Annotated in this window: 14 protein-coding genes; 1 reads left to right on the forward strand and 13 read right to left on the reverse strand. The window is 57.9% G+C overall.

The window, feature by feature from the left end; all coding sequences use genetic code 11:
* Nucleotides 1-74: 74 nt before the first annotated feature.
* From I6L34_RS18515 to dinG, 3 genes are all read right to left on the reverse strand, one after another.
* Entirely contained in the window at nt 75-971 is an 897-nt protein-coding gene (locus tag I6L34_RS18515; protein WP_216955129.1) for a histone deacetylase, read from the reverse strand.
* A 181-nt stretch (nt 972-1,152) separates the two neighbouring features.
* Nucleotides 1,153-1,812, reverse strand: a complete 660-nt coding sequence (locus I6L34_RS18520) for a DUF2057 domain-containing protein (protein WP_042655856.1) — start codon at nt 1,810-1,812, stop codon at nt 1,153-1,155.
* 142 nt (nt 1,813-1,954) lie between these two features.
* Entirely contained in the window at nt 1,955-4,027 is a 2,073-nt protein-coding gene (gene dinG, locus I6L34_RS18525; protein WP_216955130.1) for an ATP-dependent DNA helicase DinG, read from the reverse strand.
* Nucleotides 4,028-4,422: 395 nt separating this feature from the next.
* Between dinG and I6L34_RS18530 the strand changes: the two genes are divergently transcribed.
* Nucleotides 4,423-5,502: a porin gene (locus I6L34_RS18530; protein ID WP_019445279.1), complete on the forward strand. Its 1,080-nt coding sequence runs from the start codon at nt 4,423-4,425 to the stop codon at nt 5,500-5,502.
* A gap of 556 nt (nt 5,503-6,058) precedes the next feature.
* Here I6L34_RS18530 and tyrA read toward each other — a convergent pair.
* From tyrA to I6L34_RS18580, 10 genes are all read right to left on the reverse strand, one after another.
* Nucleotides 6,059-7,186 carry a bifunctional chorismate mutase/prephenate dehydrogenase gene (tyrA, locus tag I6L34_RS18535; protein WP_058056077.1) on the reverse strand — a complete coding sequence of 376 codons (1,128 nt, stop codon included), beginning with the start codon at nt 7,184-7,186 and terminating at the stop codon, nt 6,059-6,061.
* 132 nt (nt 7,187-7,318) lie between these two features.
* Nucleotides 7,319-8,392 carry a 3-deoxy-7-phosphoheptulonate synthase gene (locus I6L34_RS18540; protein ID WP_058058089.1) on the reverse strand — a complete coding sequence of 358 codons (1,074 nt, stop codon included), beginning with the start codon at nt 8,390-8,392 and terminating at the stop codon, nt 7,319-7,321.
* A 408-nt stretch (nt 8,393-8,800) separates the two neighbouring features.
* Nucleotides 8,801-10,102, reverse strand: coding sequence for a glucose-1-phosphate adenylyltransferase (gene glgC / locus I6L34_RS18545; RefSeq protein ID WP_005334047.1), 1,302 nt, complete (start codon nt 10,100-10,102; stop codon nt 8,801-8,803).
* Nucleotides 10,103-10,382: 280 nt separating this feature from the next.
* Nucleotides 10,383-11,300, reverse strand: coding sequence for a protein translocase subunit SecF (secF, locus tag I6L34_RS18550; RefSeq protein WP_005334046.1), 918 nt, complete (start codon nt 11,298-11,300; stop codon nt 10,383-10,385).
* A gap of 150 nt (nt 11,301-11,450) precedes the next feature.
* Nucleotides 11,451-13,253, reverse strand: a complete 1,803-nt coding sequence (gene secD, locus I6L34_RS18555; protein ID WP_058056080.1) for a protein translocase subunit SecD — start codon at nt 13,251-13,253, stop codon at nt 11,451-11,453.
* A 158-nt stretch (nt 13,254-13,411) separates the two neighbouring features.
* Nucleotides 13,412-13,846, reverse strand: coding sequence for a hypothetical protein (locus tag I6L34_RS18560; protein ID WP_081043441.1), 435 nt, complete (start codon nt 13,844-13,846; stop codon nt 13,412-13,414).
* Nucleotides 13,847-13,941: 95 nt separating this feature from the next.
* Entirely contained in the window at nt 13,942-14,799 is an 858-nt protein-coding gene (locus I6L34_RS18565) for a DUF6279 family lipoprotein (RefSeq protein ID WP_005361577.1), read from the reverse strand.
* Nucleotides 14,800-14,802: 3 nt separating this feature from the next.
* Nucleotides 14,803-15,627, reverse strand: coding sequence for a phosphotransferase (locus I6L34_RS18570; RefSeq protein WP_230848142.1), 825 nt, complete (start codon nt 15,625-15,627; stop codon nt 14,803-14,805).
* Between the two features lie 10 nt (nt 15,628-15,637).
* A complete protein-coding gene (gene lpoB / locus I6L34_RS18575) occupies nt 15,638-16,234 on the reverse strand; it encodes a penicillin-binding protein activator LpoB (RefSeq protein WP_021231012.1) in 597 nt (198 codons plus the stop codon).
* Entirely contained in the window at nt 16,234-16,629 is a 396-nt protein-coding gene (locus I6L34_RS18580) for a YcfL family protein (protein WP_058056083.1), read from the reverse strand. Before I6L34_RS18580 ends, lpoB begins: the two co-directional genes overlap by 1 nt.
* Nucleotides 16,630-16,706: the final 77 nt, after the last annotated feature.

Here is a 16,706-nt window from a genome sequence, read left to right on the forward strand (position 1 = left end):
GTCGCCTCTTCTGTTTTATCTGGCGAAGTGTACGCCCGACTCTGATGGCGTGTCCGCGCTATAAAGCCATGCCATCAACCAAAACGGTGGAGCGCCGCCTCAAACAGCGACATATGAAGCGGGATCAGCTGCTGCCAGTCGCGGCGATAGCCGCCACCGGGCACCGCCGCGATGGGCACGCCGTGCAGCAGTGCGCAGTCAAACACCATGGCATCGCGCAGGCGAACCCCTTCATCGCTCAGGAAGAGATAACCAAGCTCGTCGGTATGATGCACATCGACGCCTGCCTGATAGAGGATGAGATCCGGCGAATAGAGCCGCAGTGCCAGTGAGAGCGCCTGTTGCAGTGTGGTGAGATAGGCATCGTCCGTCATGCCGCTTGGCAGCGGAAAGTCGAGGTGAGAGGTGGCTTTGTGATGGGGAAAGTTGTGCTCCCCATGGAGGGAGAGGGTGATGATATCGCGCCGTCCGGCGCACAGGGCCGCACTGCCATCTCCTTGATGCACATCGAGATCGACGATCAGCACCTGTTCACAGTGCCCCTCGTCGAGGCAAGCCTGGGCGGCAATCACCAAATCGTTGAACAGACAAAAACCGCTGCCGTGATCCCGATGGGCGTGGTGGTAGCCGCCTGAGATTTGCAAGCCGCAGCCCTGCTCAAGAGCATGGCGGCTGGCGGCAATAGTGGCACCCACCGAGCGCAAGGTGCGCTCTATCAGCATGGGTGACCAGGGAAAACCGATCTTGCGGATGGCGCGATCTTCCAGCTGGCCGTTCAGGGCTGCCGCGACATAATCGGCATCGTGAATGCGACAGATTTGCTCCTGGGTAGCGGCGGGCGCTTCGCCCACGGGGTAACCCTGCACCTGCAGGCGTTCAAACAGCCCCTGATACTTGGCCAGCGGGAAGCGATGGCGCTCGGGTAGCGTCAGGGAGGAGTAGAGGGGGTGATAGAAAATGCGCAACGACATGGTGCCATTCTCCCTGGCAAGGTGGCGCTTTCTATATATGAAATCAGCAGATGAATCCATATATGTACTCCCTATATAAAGGGGAAGTGGCAGCGCATAAATCAAGACGCGTCGTGAGTAAGACCGCAAGATATGGAAAAGGGGAGCTTGGCTCCCCTTTCAGTCAATCTCTCAGCCCGGCTTATTGCTGCTGGATAACCCAGATCTGGAAGGCTTTGCGGGTTTCCGCATCGGCCTTGTTGTACCAGTTTTGCAACTGGGTCAGCGCTTCCGGATTGCTTTGAGCCTTGCTGGGGGCAACCTGAACCGGTGCGCTGGCGGCAGCCATCACGGCAGCAGAAGAGACGGCCACTGCTTTTGGCTGGTTGAAGGCTTTCCCCATGTTGATCAGCTCTTGCTGATAGTCACGGGTCAGCTGGAAGCCCTCTACTTTCGGCATCACGAACTGTTCGCTGCTCACTTGCTGACCACTGACCTTGTCTTTCAGCGCCACTTTTTGATCTTTGACAAACTGCTTGGCTTCGGCTTCGTTGCGGGGCTTTTTATAGTCCAGCACCAGCTGCTGATTGTCGGCGGCGGTGAAGTTCAGCACCAGCGGCTCGGCGGTCACCAGCTTGATTTCGTTACGGCTGGAGTAGTTGCCTTCAAAGGCGACGACCAACTGGTGTTTGCCGGCAGAGAGGGGGAAGGTGCTGGTTTTGTCGAGCAGCTTGGGGTTGATGGATTGACCATCGATCAGCTGGACGACATACGGGGTGGTCACTTCCAATTGGGCATCAGCAAGGGCGCTACCGGCCCACAACAGACCAGCCAGCGCCGGTACCAGAACAGTCAGTTTCATTTCATCTCCTTGAACAGTCAGGCGATTGCCCACTGAAAACAGGGGCTCATTTTTACAGGTTTGGCCTACTGCGGCAATGGCTCTTTCTGGTGGTCGATGTTCGCGCTGCTGTCAGTTTGTTTATCAATAGCGACCGACTTATTTATTCGATCCGCCGTGTAAACGGGGGGAGGGCGTCGAGCAGCCCCTTGCCATAACGCTTGGTCAGCAGACGCCGGTCAAGAATGGTGACTCGCCCCCGATCGGCCTCCTTGCGGATGAGGCGGCCACAGGCCTGGATCAGTTTGCGCGATGCCTCCGGCACTGTCAGTTGCAGGAAGGGGTTGCCGCCTCGTTGCTCCACCCACTCGGCGGTGGCCTCCTCGACCGGCGAGTTGGGCACCGCAAAGGGGAGTTTGGTGATCACCAGATTGGTGAGATAGTGACCCGGCAGATCCAGCCCCTCCGAGAAGCTGCCGGTACCAAACAGGATGCTGGCCTGACCGCCATCGCATTTTTGTTTGTGCAGGGTGAGCAGGGCATTGCGGGAGGCTTCCCCCTGCACCAGCAGTGACAGTCCCTTGGCTCGCAAGCCAACAGCCACCTCATTCATCTGGCGGTAGGAGGAGAAGAGCACCAGACTCGCCTCCTTGCCCGCCAAAATGCGTGGCAGCACGCTGATGAGTTCGTTGGTAAAGGCCGGCGAGTTGGGTTCGTGCTCCATCTTGGGCAGATAGAGCTCGGCTTTCTGATAGTCAAAGGGGGATCGCAGGCGCAGATAGCGGGTACCGTCGTGCTCCTTGAGCCCCACCTGATGACGAAAATAACTAAAGGAAGAGAGGGCGGTGAGGGTCGCGGAGACTAGTACGGCTCCCAGACATTTCGACCAGAGCCACTCTTCCAGCAGATAGCCTACCTCAATCGGTGAGGCGTGCAGCCAGATATCGCCGTCATCGCTCTTGGCCATCCAGCGGGCGAGCGGGGTTTTGCCGGTCGGCACATGGCGCCCCAGCATCTCCCAGAGGGCGCAGAAACTCTCCAGCCGCTGCAGATGAAAACCGCTCTCTGCCAGCAGAGGTTCGGCCTCCTTGCGGCGGATCTCGCCATCTTTCAGCGCTTCACCGATGGCCCCTTGCATCCGATCCAGCGCTCGCAGCGCCTTCTTGCTCGACTCTTTGAGATTCTCCGCCAGCATGGGCAGGGGATCAGGCAATACCCCTTCGGCGAAGCGGTAGTGAGGTTCCGTGCCAAACAGCCGATCGTTGGCGCTGAGCCACTGCTCGACCGCCTTCAGATCGGGCTGGATGGAGGCCAGTGCATCCTGCAGTTTGAGTTGGGGGTCGAGCAGGCTCTCCTTATTAAAACTCCGCGCCAGCTTGCCTGCACTTTGTACCAGCTTCTCCAGCCAGCGGCGGGAGCCTTTGACGCTGGCCGACGCCGCGCCGTGATCCCGGGCGATAGTGGGCAGGTGATGGGCCTCATCCAGCACATAGATGCACTCATCAGGGGGCGGCAGAATGATGCCGCCGCCCATGGTGAGATCGGAGAGCAGCAGCGCATGGTTCACCACCAGCACATCGGCGCTCTCCATGTCGTTGCGGGCGCGATGAAAGGGGCAGTGCTGGTGATGGTTCAGCGCCTTGTTGCAGGTGTGGCGGTCGGCGGCGATGCGATCCCAGCAAGTGTCGGGAATGGGCTCTGGCCAGTTGTCCCGATCCCCGTCCCACTTGCCATTGGTATAGGCCTGCCACAGGGCCTGGTAGCGATCTTTGTCGCTGTCAGATGGTTTGGATTTGCTCAGACTGCCAAAGTCGAGCTCGAAGTTGGCCATCTCGGCGCCACTGGCTGCCTGCTCCAGCAGATGCTCGCAGCAGTAGCGCTGACGCCCCTTGACCAGCATAAAGCGAAACGGCAGCTCGCTGTGGCGATGGTAAAAAGGAAGGTCTTTGTGGATCAACTGCTCTTGCAGGGCCACGGTGGCGGTGGAGATCACCAGCTTCTTCTGGGTGAGCCGCGCCACCGGGATGGCACCCTGCGCATAGGAGAGAGATTTGCCGATACCGGTTCCCGCTTCGGCCACCAGGATCCGGCGCTGTTTGTCGTACTCGCCGGTCAGGGTTTTGGCTATCTCTGCCACCAGAAAGTTCTGCTCTTTGCGCGGCACAAAACCGGGTAATCCATCCGAAATCTGACGATAGGTTTGACGAATGGTGGCTTTAAGGCGAGTAGAGAGCATGAAGAGAAGGCCAGTTAGGGGTTAATCGAAGAACAAGGATACCCGCAACACCTTGGTGAGGTCGAGGCAACAGCCATTATCACGGCAGTTTTACGCTGATCAGACCACTTTGGTTGTTTATCAGGTAGTTAGCGTTATTTGCATGCAAAATAGACTATTTGAGTCCAAATAATCAGCAGGATTCATTGTAAACGTTTTCCTTTTGCCTTGCCGTCAGGTGAGACTTGGCTCACATTTTTGCCTCCATGACTATGGTTTCCATAAAAAGTTCCAAGTTTTTTCATTGCGGTTCAAAAAATCCGGTGCTAGTCTCGGCGGCATAGTGATGCAAAGAACATCGCTAACACAGGGAATAACAACAACTTAGTGTTTAATTACAGTAGGCATTGGAAACTATGAAAAAGACAATTCTGGCTATTGCTATCCCGGCTCTGTTTGCATCCGCTGCTAACGCCGCAGTGATCTATGACAAAGACGGTACCACTTTCGACGTATACGGCCGTGTACAGGCTAACTACAACGGCGAGCATGACGATAAAGATGGGACTTTGGTTGGTACCTCCCGTCTGGGCTGGTCAGGCAAAGTTGCACTGAACAACACTTGGTCTGGTATCGCAAAAACTGAATGGCAGGTTGCTGCAGAAAACAGTGATAACAGTAAAACTCGCAAAGTTGTTGATGCTACTGGTAAGGAAATTGGTACTGCCGAGGATGACAGTGGCAAATTCAAAGCTCGTCATATCTATGCCGGTTTTGATGGCTCCCAATACGGTCAAGTCATTTTTGGTCAGACTGATACCGCCTTCTACGACTCTATCGCTGCAACCGATATCTTTAACGAATGGGGTAGCCGTGGTAACTACTACGAAGGTCGTCAAGAAGGTCAAGTAATTTATTCCAATAAAGTTGGTGGCTTCACCGGTAAAGTTTCTTATCAAACTAGTGACGACAAGTTCTTCGTCGATACTGATGCAGCAGGCGATATCAAAGAGCTAGTTATCACTGATGTTAAGCGTAAAAATGCTTACAGTGCCGCAGTAGGTTATGCTTTCGACTTCGGTTTGGGTGTAAATGCAGGCTATGCCTATTCAGATTTGGAAGGTAAGACTGCCCCAGCTGACAAAGGTGAGAAAGAAGATTGGGCACTGAGTGCTAACTATGGCATTGCAGGTTTCTACTTTGCTGGCATGTACACTGAAGGTGAAATCAAGAATAAAACTAACGGTGCAAAAGTTGATGGTAAAGGCTACGAGTTGGCAGCTTCTTACAATGTAGATGCATGGACCTTCTTGGCCGGTTATAACTTTGCTGAGGCTCGTCAGACTGGTGGTGAGTACAAAGATCTGGTAGAAGATACCCTGCTGGGCGTTCAGTATGCTTTCACTCCGAAGTTGAAAGCTTACACCGAATACAAAATCGAAGGTCTGGATAAGAAAGACGATCAGTGGACTGTTGCTCTGCAGTACAACTTCTAATAAGTTGAACATGAGTAATATCCTGGCTTGAGTCTTTGACCAGGCTACGAATGGCCGAGATGATATCTCGGCCATTTTCTTTTTTGGCGACAGCGGATTGGCGTCATGATAAATCGCCGGATGGCTGTGTTAAGTGATGTTTGGCAAACCATCTGTCTTAGTTAATCTCTCCTGCTTCCTGCTTCCTGCTTCCTGCTTCCTGCTTCCTGCTTCCTGCTTCCTGCTTCCTGCTTCCTGCTTATCTCTTTGATGGGGAGGGCACTGCTCTCCTCTACGCCATACAGTCATTGCTCGCAGCAGCTTGGTTTGACTGTGAGAATCTGGCAGCCCTTGCAAGGGGCGGTGCTATTTGCGCGGATTGTGCGGATATTGAGGGGGCATACTTGGGATGTGATGCATCACAGTAGGGGGAGATTGTGAGGCCAATCAGCGGTAGGTACTTGATGTGTCGCCGCTCGCGACTGAGTTAGCGTTGAAATCGGTAATAAACAAAAAAGGGAAGATGCCTGAGTATCTTCCCTTTTTGGTGATATGAGCGGTGACTGCTTTTGCAGGATCAGCCGTGTTGGCGGCGGTCGTTGGCCTGGGCGAGTAACATGCGGCTTTCGCGCAGGAACTGGTCGGCATGTTCGCCGAAGAAACCGGAGACTTGCGAGAAGGCCTCTATGAAACCGTCCCTGTCCCCCCGCTCCAGCAGCCCCAGCGCTTCGCCGAAGTTTTGGTAGTAGCGGCGGATCATCGCCAGATTCTGCGGTGACGACAAAATGATGTCGGCATAGAGGTGGGGATCTTGGGCAAACAGCCGCCCCACCATGGCCAGCTCCAGCCGGTAGATGGGGGAGCTCAAACTCAGTAGGCGATCCAGATTGGCCTGCTCCCGGGAGAGGTGCCAGCCATAGGCAAAGGTGGCGAAGTGACGCAGCGCCTGAATGAGGGTCATCGCCTCATCGTGGGCCTTAGCTTCCACCTGTTGCAAGCGGGCGCCCCAGATGGTCATCTGATCCAGCAGCCATTGGCTGGCTGCGGGGTTACGACCCTGACAGCAGACGATCACCTGCTTGGCGAGGCTTGCCACATCCGGCCCGAACATGGGGTGTAGTCCCAGTACCGGCCCCTGATGTACCGCCAGCATATGTTCGAGCGGCGCCGCCTTCACGCTGGTGACATCCACCAACAGGCAGTGGGTGGGCAGGTTGCCGAGGCGGTCGATGATCTGGCAGGTGATATCGATGGGCACCGCCACCATCACCAGACCGGCTCCGGCGAGGATCTCGTCAGCGCGCGGCCAGTCGGCTTGTTCCAGCGTCTCGACCCAGTAGCCTGAGAGGCTGAACATATGACCGAACAGCCGACCAAGCTGGCCCTGACCACCGATGATGACCACTTTGCCAAGGTCCGGCTTTATGCATTTGAAGCCGGTATCTTTCTCGCTGGCGTAAGATTCGCGCATCACCCGGCGCAGTACGTCTTCGATGAGATCGCCGGGCACTCCCAACTGCTCGGCCTCGGCGCGGCGGCGGGCCAGCATGCTCGCTTCCCGATCCGGTGCATATATGGGCAGGCCGTGGCGGCTCTTTACCTCACCCACTTCTCCCACCAGGGCCAGACGGGCGGCCAGCAGATCGATCAGCTGCTTGTCCACCGCATCTATCTTGTCCCTGAGTACATTCAACTCTTCAGCCATATCCAGTCCCTGCTGGCGCCGCGAGCGGCGCCCTGAAAATCAAGATGCAACAAGGTATCACGGCATGAGCGGTTTGATGCCACCAGCGGTGATACCTCGATTGTTCAATAGGTTACGACAAGATACCACGGCTTACCGTGCAGTTCTGCCCTTGAGGGGGTCAGCCAGCTGGTTGTGGCAGCGGGCCAGCAGGGTAGCGGTGGTGTCCCAGTCGATGCAGGCATCTGTGATGGAGACCCCGTAGTGCATCTGCTCCTTGGGCTGCTCGCTGGACTGGTTTCCCTCGAACAGGTTGGATTCGAGCATCACCCCGATGATGGAGCGGTTGCCCTCCTGGATCTGGTGGATGACGTTGTCGGCCACCTTGGGCTGCAAACGGTGATCCTTGCTGGAGTTGCCGTGGCTGCAATCCACCACAAGGCTCGGCAGCAGGCCCGCTTTCTCCAGCGCCTCTTCCGCCAGTGACACGTTGACCGAGTCGTAGTTGGGATGTTTGCCGCCGCGCAGGATCACGTGGCCATCCGGGTTGCCCTGGGTCTGCAGCAGCGCAACCTGGCCCTGCTGGTTGATCCCCATAAAGGCGTGAGGGGAGGAGGCCGCTTGCAACGCATTGATGGCAGTCCCCAGGTTGCCGTCGGTGCCGTTCTTGAAGCCGACCGGCATGGAGAGGCCGGAGGCCATCTCCCTGTGGGTCTGGGATTCGGTGGTGCGGGCGCCGATGGCTGACCAGGAGAAGAGCTCGGCCAGGTATTGCGGGCTGATGGGGTCGAGCGCTTCGGTGGCCAGCGGCAACTCCAGCTCCGCCAGCCAGCAGAGCAGCTCGCGGGCACGGTGCAGCCCCAGCTCCACATCGAAGGTGCCATCCAGATTGGGGTCGTTGATAAAGCCTTTCCAGCCGACCGTGGTGCGCGGCTTCTCAAAGTAGACCCGCATGACAATGTAGAGAGAGTCCTGATAGGCATCATGCAGCGCTTTGAGTCTGGTTGCGTACTCTTTGGCGGCGTCCATGTCGTGGATGGAGCAGGGACCACAGATCACCAGCAAGCGGTGATCGCGACGGTGGATGATGTCGGCGATGGTATTGCGGGCCCCTTGCACGAATGCCAGCGCCTTGTCGGAGATGGGTAACTTCTCCTTGAGCTGGGCAGGCGTGATCATCACTTGTTCGGACTGGATATGGATGTTGTTCAGGGGGTCTCTTTGCATGATTTCATTCTCTCTACTGTATTAAGCCAAAAGCAATTGTACCTATATGTTTACATTGGTACCTGCTTTGTTACGCAACCGCCCTCACCTTACCAAGGAAAAACAAACAATCAAGTGAAACTAGTGGATTCACCGCTAAAAATTCAGATAAAGGAGCTGCTATATAGCGCGAACAGGAATAATACAGAGGGTTTTTCGGAGGTTTAATGGTTGTTTTGTAATTTAATGTTTACGGTTTGAGGCGTAAAGGCTGCATTGTCCAGCTGTTTATCCACAGTAAATGGTATCTCTGGGAGACTGCAACGCGATGGCAATGATGGTGTGAGGTGGCTATCTGGTCAGCCATAGAAAGAGGGAGCGATTATGGCTCCCTTTGCGGTAGGAAGGGGGATCCCGTCTGGCTGCGGATCAGCGCTTTTGTTTTCCCTGCAGCTCTTTGTTCAGGCGAGTGAGCATCCCCTGGGTGACCAGCACTATGCCCTGCTCGGAGCGGTGGAAGCGACGTGCATCTTCATCGGCGTTTTCACCGATCACCGTGCCTTCCGGCAGTTTGCACCCCTTGTCGATCACCACCCGGCGCAGTCGGCAACCGGCACCAATCTCCACACCCGGGAAGATAACGGCCTGATCCAGGGTGCAGAAGGAGTCGACCCGCACATTGGTAAAGAGCACCGAACTCAGGATGAAAGAGCCACTGACGATGGTGCCCCCGGCAAACATGGAGTTGATGGTCATGCCGTGCTGGCCGTTTCGGTCCTGCACGAACTTGGCGGGAGGAGTCATGTTCTGACTGGTCCAGATGGGCCAGTCCTGATCGTAGATATCGAGCTCCGGCGTGACGGAAGCGAGATCCATGTTGGCTTCCCAGAAGGAGTCCACGGTGCCCACATCGCGCCAGTAGGGGCGGCGATCCGGACAGCAGCCGACACAGGACATGCCAAACGGGTGAGCGAATGCGGTGCCCTCTTTCACCACGCGGGGGATCACGTCCATGCCGAAATCGTGATGGGACTGCTCGTTGGCAATGTCCTCTTCCAGCAACTGATAGAGATACTCGGCATCGAAGATATAGACGCCCATGGAGGCCAGCGCGGTGTCGGCCTTGCCCGGCATGGCGGGCGGGTTAGCAGGCTTTTCGACGAAGGCATTGATCTTGCGATCATCATCCACCGCCATTACCCCGAAGGCGCTTGCTTCACTGCGTGGCACCTCGATGCAGGCAACGGTCACCTTGGCGCCCATATTGACGTGATCGAGCAGCATGGCGGCGTAATCCATCTTGTAGATGTGGTCGCCTGCCAGCACCACCACATATTTGGGGGCGTGATCGCGGATGATATCCAGATTCTGGTAGACCGCATCGGCGGTACCCCGATACCAGTTCACCTCATCCACCCGCTGCTGGGCAGGGAGCAGATCGATAAACTCGTTCATCTGGTAGCGCAGGAAAGACCAGCCCGATTGGAGATGGCGCAACAGGCTGTGGGATTTGTACTGGGTCACGACACCGACCCGACGGATGCCGGAGTTGATGCAGTTGGAGAGCACGAAATCGATGATGCGGAATTTGCCGCCGAAATGAACGGCAGGTTTTGCACGGTTGTCGGTTAACTGTTTGAGGCGACTACCCCGCCCTCCTGCGAGTACCAAAGCCATGGTCTCGTTCAGCAACTGTCTGGATTTTGCTGTATTGGCAGGTTGTAACAACATCTCATATCCCTTTGTAGATAAATCACTACAATGTTGCCTCCTTTGAGCCCTCAAGAAAGTGCTTTCAGTCACATTTTATGGTTTCTGACGTAATAAAATGACCTTTTTGTTATTAAAAATGACGGGTTGATCCGTCATTGCTTTCAATATGGTCAGTTGTCAATTGAGGCGAGCCGAACGACAAAATGGGCGGCGAGAGAGGAGGGATGAAAAAGCCCCTGCCAATGGTTGGCAGGGGCCCGGTTTGTTGAGACCCTGAGCCGGGTCTGATTAACAAGGTTCAGGCTGCGTTGGCCAGTGGCTCCTCGCTCTTCTTCTGGTAGGCCTGCGGGGTGAGCCCAAGCAGCTCCTGCACGGTCGAGGCGACGGTAATGGAGGAGACGGTGCCCACCAGGATCCCGGCAAACAGGGTGAAGGAGAAGCCGTAGAGAGCGTCACCGCCAAACAACAACAGAGCGCCCACGGTAAACAGGGTGGTGCCCGAGGTGATCATGGTGCGACTGAAGGTCGCCTTGATGGCCACATCGGAGCACTCGTGGATGCCCATCTGGGTACGCGAGCTCAGCAGATCCCGCAGCCTGTCCGAGATGACGATGCTGTCGTTGAGGGAGTAGCCGATCACCGCCATCAAACCGGCGATGATGTTCAGATCGAATTCAATCTGAAAGAGTGACAGCAGCCCCAGCGCCACGATGGCGTCATGGACCACCGAGAGCAGGATGCCGATGGCCTGACGCCACTCGAAACGAAACGCCAGATAGGCCGACATCGCCAGCGAAGCGACCAGTACCGCCAGCATCCCCTGCTGGAACAGTTCTGCACCCACCTGAGGGCCGACGATGGTGGTGCGCAGCAACTCGACCGGCATCCCCAGCTGTTGGGTCAGCATGGTGGCGAGATCTGCCGCGGGCCAGGGAAGTTCGTGGGGGGGCAGCTTGATCAGCCACTCGCCGGGAATACCGGCCGAGCTCAGCTCAACGGCTCCCGCCAGCGGGGAGACCAGCATGGCATTGAGCTCATGGGCCTCTTTCAGGGTCTGGATATGAAACTCCAGCAGGATCCCGCCGGTAAAATCGAGCCCCAGTGTCAGGCCGTTCACCAGCAAGATGGCAACGCTGGCCACGGTCAGCAGGATGGAAGCCCACAGGCCAATATAACGCCAACGGGTCAGCCCCATGGCAACGATCATTCTCAACATAATTCTCTCCTTGGCCAGCCAGCACCAGGCTGTTGGCCCATCACGACGTGTCGCGACACGCCGGGAAATAGTGTTCTGCTTTGGCCGCTCCGGCCATATCCATGGCCGATGGCGCAGCCAAAGCCGCTCATCAGAGGGACTGCTGTCCCGTTACACCTTCAGCGTGCGCTCGCTGCTGCGTCCCCAGAGGGGGTTGATGATGGCGCGCGTCCCCCAGATCCCGGTGATCATGCTGGAGAGCAGACCCAGAATGAGGGTGATGGAGAAGCCCTGCAGCGGCCCGGAGCCGATGGAGTAGAGCACCACAGCGCAGATGAGCGTAGTGATGTTGGCATCGAAAATGGTGTGGAAGGCCGAGCGATAGCCAAAGTCGATGGCGTTGGCCAGTGAGCCCCCTTCTCGCAGCCGGTCCCTGATCCGCTCGAAGATCAGCACATGGGTATCCACAGCCATGCCCACCGTCAGCACCAGACCGGCGATCCCCGGCAGGGTCAGCACGGCGCCCGGCAGCACTGCCAGCATGCCGACCTGCATCAACAGGTTGGCGACCAGCGCCGTGATGGCAACCCAGCCGAATTTGCGGTACCAGGCCATCATGAACAGCATCATGCCTGCCATGCCGAAGGCCAGCGCGGTGAAGCCCGCCTCGATATTCTGCATCCCCAGCGTCGGGCCAATACTGCGTTCTTCCAGGATCTTGAGAGGGGCGGTGAGGGCGCCGGCACGCAACAGCATGGCCAGCTCTTGCGCCTCCGGCAGACTGCCAATCCCGGTGATGCGGAACTGGTTGCCAAGGGCGGTCTGGATGGTGGCGACGTTGATCACCTCGCTCTGGGCGCGCAGTTTGCCCTGAGCGTTGGTCTTGTACTCGGTGAAGACGGTCGCCATCGGCTTGCCCACATGCTGGCGGCTGAACTGGTTCATCTTGCTGCCACCCAGGGTGTCGAGCACGATATTGACCTGGGGTTGACCCATCTCGCCCATATTGGCGCGGGCATCGACGATGTGCTCGCCGGTCAGTACCGGCTTGCGTGCCATGCCGACGGCCTGACCGTTGCGATCGGCGATATAGAAGTGGCTGTCGGCTTTGGCCTCGTAGAAGGCCAGCGAGGCGGTGGCCCCGATCACCTCTTTCGCCTGCTTGGGGTTGTGTACCCCGGGCAGTTCGATACGGATGCCATCCTGCCCCTGACGCACCACCGAGGCTTCGACGATGCCGAGCTCGTTGATCCGTTTTTTCAGGATCGACAGGTTCTGGGTCACGGCGTTGTTGACCAGCAGGGTACGCTCCGCCTCGCTCAGCACCAGTTTCAGATCATTGCCGGAGCGGGTCAGCTTCCACTGATCCTGACGGGTACCGGCACTCTCCTTGATGATAGAGAGCCAGCTCTCTTGTTCGGCCACCTCCGGCAGGGTGACGGCTACGGCGCCCTGTGCCGTGCGCACGACGCTGGCGCCGCGCAGGTTGGCTTCACGGAAACGGGTGCGCAGGGTATCCACCAGATTCTTGGTCTGATTGTCGATGACAAAGTCTACGTCCACCCCGATCAGCAGTTGGGAGCCGCCACGCAGATCGAGCCCCAGCCTGATGGGGTCGGCGCCGAGGCGGGTGATCCAGGCCGGCGCGTTGGAGTGAAACTCCAGGGTCAGGGCGGCACTGTCGACCCCTTGCTGCTCCAGCAACTGCTTGGCGCGCTGCTGTTCGCCCTGGCTGGCAAAGACCAGCTCGACTCGCTCGGGTTGCTCAATTACCTTGATCGGGGTCAGGTGTTTGTCGTTCAGCAGCATCTGTTGCTGGGTGGTCAGGCGCTGCTGTCCGTGCAGACCAAGGGAGGGCTGCTCACCGAAAAAGGTGGGCAGGGAGTAAAAGGTAAAGGTCAACAGCATCAACAGCAGCAGTGCGTACTGCCACTTGCTCATGCGGTTGAGAACGGTGCGATTGCTCTTTCTCATGGCAAACAAGCCTCTGTCAGGAGAATGGTGCCTAGGCCGATAGCAACAAGGCTCGGCAAGGCGCAAAAAATGGGATGCATCAGATGCGGATCAGGCAGCCGCCGGATCCGTCAGGAAGAGGAGATGAGCAAACAGTGGATGTGCCAGCCCCTCCGGGGTCAGGCGTTCAGATAGCTCTGGGTGAAGCGGTACTGCAGATGTTGGCGCTGTAGATGGCGTCGGTGGATCGCACCGAAGCGATCGCGAAAACTCTGTTTGTGATAGAGCTCGGGTGCCAGCATCAGCCAGCCGAGCAGCAACAGCAGGATGGCTTGGGCCGACCAGCTCTGGATCAGCTCGTAGACCACACTCTTGGGCTGGTTGTCACTGCGCAGGGATTGTTCGAGACGCAGCAGGTGATTCTGATGGCTGCCGACAAACTTGATGATGCCATCATCGCTGTCGCTAAGCTGATTGAACACCTGAGTCTGCTGCTGTTCACTCTGGGGAGATGCGGGTATCAGCGGGCCTTCCATTCGGGCGATGGAACAAAGCAGGGTGAGGGCGATAACCAGAGTTACCAGCACCAGTTTTACTTTGTCGATAAGGCGCAAAAAGTTAATTCCCGATAAATAGAAAGGGCAAACTACCATAAGCGCCCTGTTTGAACAAGGTTGCTCGGGCGCATGGCACCATTCGGTGCCGCTCGTCAGCTGCCGCTCATCTGCTTGAAGTCGCGGGCGTAGCCCTTGAGCAGGGAGTAGAGATGGGCTCGCTGGGAGATATCCAGCGACTGGCTCATGGCGCTCAGCCAGTTGACGGTACGTTGGCGCGACTGCTCGGTATAGCCGGTAAAGCGGCCATCCATCAGCCCATCCCCCTCGGCTAGCAGGTCAGTCAGCTCGCGGGTAAAGTCGGGACTCTGGCGCTGCTTCATCAACCTGTCCAGCTCCTGGGTCCATGACTCCTGAAACTCGAGCCAGGGGGGCATCAGCTCGTATTGCCATTCGGCCCACTGTGCCACCAGTGGCGCCTGTGCCGGTTTCACCTCGCCAATCCAGAATTCCAGTCGCTTGTTCATCTTGTCGCGAAACTCCGCCAGCATCTGCTCTTTGGGCTCAGTGGCAAAGTCCTTTTGCCGCTCCTGTTGCCGCTTGACCCGATCGGTCATAAAGCGGGCCACCTGCTCGTCGGTCAGGGTGCGCGCCAGCCTGACCGCACGGGGGATAGTGTTTTCCAGCGTGCGGGTCAGGCTCTGCTGCACCGCATCGAGATTGGTCGAGATCTGCTCCGGCGTCATGGGGCTGGCTACTGCCTTGGCCAGCGCGTCGAGATCCCTGGCGTAGCGCGGCAGCTCGTGCTGGCGATGCCAAGCCATCAGCCCCTTCACTTCGCGGCTCAGCAGATCCTTCTGCGAATAGGAGAGGGCAAAGTAGTCATCCAGCTGCCAGATGATAGCGGTATCGAGCCAGTAGTAGATCACCCGGGTGGAGCAGCCGGTCAGCAGCAGGCCGATCAGCAGCAGACCCCAGGTTTTCGGCTTGTGCCAGCGCACCTTGTTTATCATCTGTTACTCCAGTCGTTGCCGGTTGATGGCGATCAGGGTGTCATAGTCGAGTGAGGGCTGTTGCTCTGCCATCAGCAGGGCCCAGAGCAGGCCGATATAGTCGACCCAGGGTAAAAATGCCTCGCTCTGAAAATCGGGCCACTGGTGGCGCGGCACGGCCTGCAGATAGTGCGCTTCCAGCTCGTCACGCCGCTCGGCGGGCCACTCATGGGTGCGCTGGATGCTGGCGAGCTCAAAGCCGGGGTGACCTGCCGCGCCATACTCCCAGTCGATGACCCAGGGTTTGCTTCCCAACAAGTTAGCCGGATTGAGATCATGGTGGCAAGGGCGCCAGCAATCATTTGGCTCACTGCTGGCGAGCAAGCCCCGCTCCAGGGCGGGCAGCCAGGAGGGAATGTGGGCCAGCCGGGCGCGATAGCCTGCCGCGTGGGCCCGCACCGCCATCACCACCGAAGGTAGCGGCAGGCGATGGAGCTTGCGCAGCACCTCTGCCAGCAGACGGGGCTGATCGGCTGTTGGTGGCGCCGCGTGCACCCAGTTTGGCTCATCGCACCACTCCAGCAACATCAGGCCGCTGGCGGGATCGCCATAGTGGCAGGGCAGCGCCAACCCTTCTGCCATCGCCCCCTGATAAAGCTGCCACTCGGTGGGACGGTCGATGCCCAAGCGCAGTGGGTCGGAGTGGCCCTGACGCAAAAAGTAACTGTGCCCCGAGGGGAGGCGCAGTCGATAGTTGCAGTTGGTCAGACCTAACCCGAGTGGTTCCAGCAGCCCCTCCCGCCAGGGGGCGGGCAGGCTGGCCAGTAGCGGATCACCGTTGCCTGTCACCAGGAGCCTGTTACCAGCCAAAGGTGGACTTCTTCGCCTGCTTGCGGATCTCTTTCTGGTCAGCCCAGAGCAGCTCGCCGCTTTGCAGGTCCATCAGGTTCATGGTCATCTGGTAGTAGACATCCTTCACCTTGCCATTGTCCTTGACGATGCTCGCGAGGTTGCCATAGACCATGTAGCGGGCACCGGTCTGCTTGCCCAGACGTACCATGGAGGCAGGATCCACCATGCCGCTGCTCTGCTGGTATTCGAGCTGCTGCTTGACGGCGGCCACCTTGCTCATGTCGACGAAGCGGAACTTGCCGGCCCGCAGCAACTTGGTGCGGATGGTATCGGTGATGGCTTCGGTATCAATGTGCTCGGAGGTCTTGTTGCGGATGGAGTCCATAAACATCACCGGACGACCGCCTGCGGTGATCTCGCTGGTGGCAGGGGAGGCGAGCATGGAGTCCGCCATCTTGTCGGCGATGGCCTGCAGGTCGCTTGAGCCGTAATCGACGGTGACGGTTTCGGTTTCGGTCGGATCACCATAGCTGACGGTGGTGCTGGAGCAGCCGCCCAAGAGCAATGCAGAGGTCAATATCAGCAGGGCATGATTCATTTTCATCAGTAGGATTCCTCAATCACTTCGCGTACGTAAATCCGGTAACCCTGCGCAGCCGGGCTGGGCGCCAGGGCCGAAAGGGTGCGGGTCTGATAGCCATGCAGCTTGATGGGGGTCCAGCCGCGGCCATCGCTGGCGACCTCCTGACCGGCCTCATCATACCAATAGAAGATATATTGCAGCTTGTTATCGCCGCGCTGGGTGCTGGCGGCGGCCACATTGACCTGCAGCAGGCCATTTTGCTGGCGGCGGCTCAGCTCGGTCAGGGTGACGTTGACGTTTTGATGCTGCTCCGCCACTGGTGCACCGCCCGCCGGGCCATAGAGCGCCACGCCGGAGGTGTTGGTGGCGCAGCCGGTCAGCAGCGCGAGCCCGAGGGCCAACCCGTATGCTTTCATCTTGCTCTCCTTGATTGGAGGGATTGGGGCAGCACTGAGGGGCTGCCCGTTAATGGTCTTGCTCATATCTCTTTGCC

The organism is Aeromonas sp. FDAARGOS 1404 (genome assembly GCF_019047085.1).
In the GTDB taxonomy this organism is placed as follows: domain Bacteria; phylum Pseudomonadota; class Gammaproteobacteria; order Enterobacterales; family Aeromonadaceae; genus Aeromonas; species Aeromonas veronii.

Coding starts and splice junctions, on each gene's coding strand:
- secD (WP_058056080.1), bottom strand. CDS start 13,253: ATGAGAAAGAGCAATCGCACCGTTCTCAACCGCATGAGCAAGTGGCAG.
- lpoB (WP_021231012.1), bottom strand. CDS start 16,234: ATGAAAATGAATCATGCCCTGCTGATATTGACCTCTGCATTGCTCTTG.
- I6L34_RS18515 (WP_216955129.1), bottom strand. CDS start 971: ATGTCGTTGCGCATTTTCTATCACCCCCTCTACTCCTCCCTGACGCTA.
- tyrA (WP_058056077.1), bottom strand. CDS start 7,186: ATGGCTGAAGAGTTGAATGTACTCAGGGACAAGATAGATGCGGTGGAC.
- dinG (WP_216955130.1), bottom strand. CDS start 4,027: ATGCTCTCTACTCGCCTTAAAGCCACCATTCGTCAAACCTATCGTCAG.
- I6L34_RS18520 (WP_042655856.1), bottom strand. CDS start 1,812: ATGAAACTGACTGTTCTGGTACCGGCGCTGGCTGGTCTGTTGTGGGCC.
- glgC (WP_005334047.1), bottom strand. CDS start 10,102: ATGTTGTTACAACCTGCCAATACAGCAAAATCCAGACAGTTGCTGAAC.
- I6L34_RS18540 (WP_058058089.1), bottom strand. CDS start 8,392: ATGCAAAGAGACCCCCTGAACAACATCCATATCCAGTCCGAACAAGTG.
- I6L34_RS18530 (WP_019445279.1), top strand. CDS start 4,423: ATGAAAAAGACAATTCTGGCTATTGCTATCCCGGCTCTGTTTGCATCC.
- secF (WP_005334046.1), bottom strand. CDS start 11,300: ATGTTGAGAATGATCGTTGCCATGGGGCTGACCCGTTGGCGTTATATT.
- I6L34_RS18565 (WP_005361577.1), bottom strand. CDS start 14,799: ATGATAAACAAGGTGCGCTGGCACAAGCCGAAAACCTGGGGTCTGCTG.
- I6L34_RS18580 (WP_058056083.1), bottom strand. CDS start 16,629: ATGAAAGCATACGGGTTGGCCCTCGGGCTCGCGCTGCTGACCGGCTGC.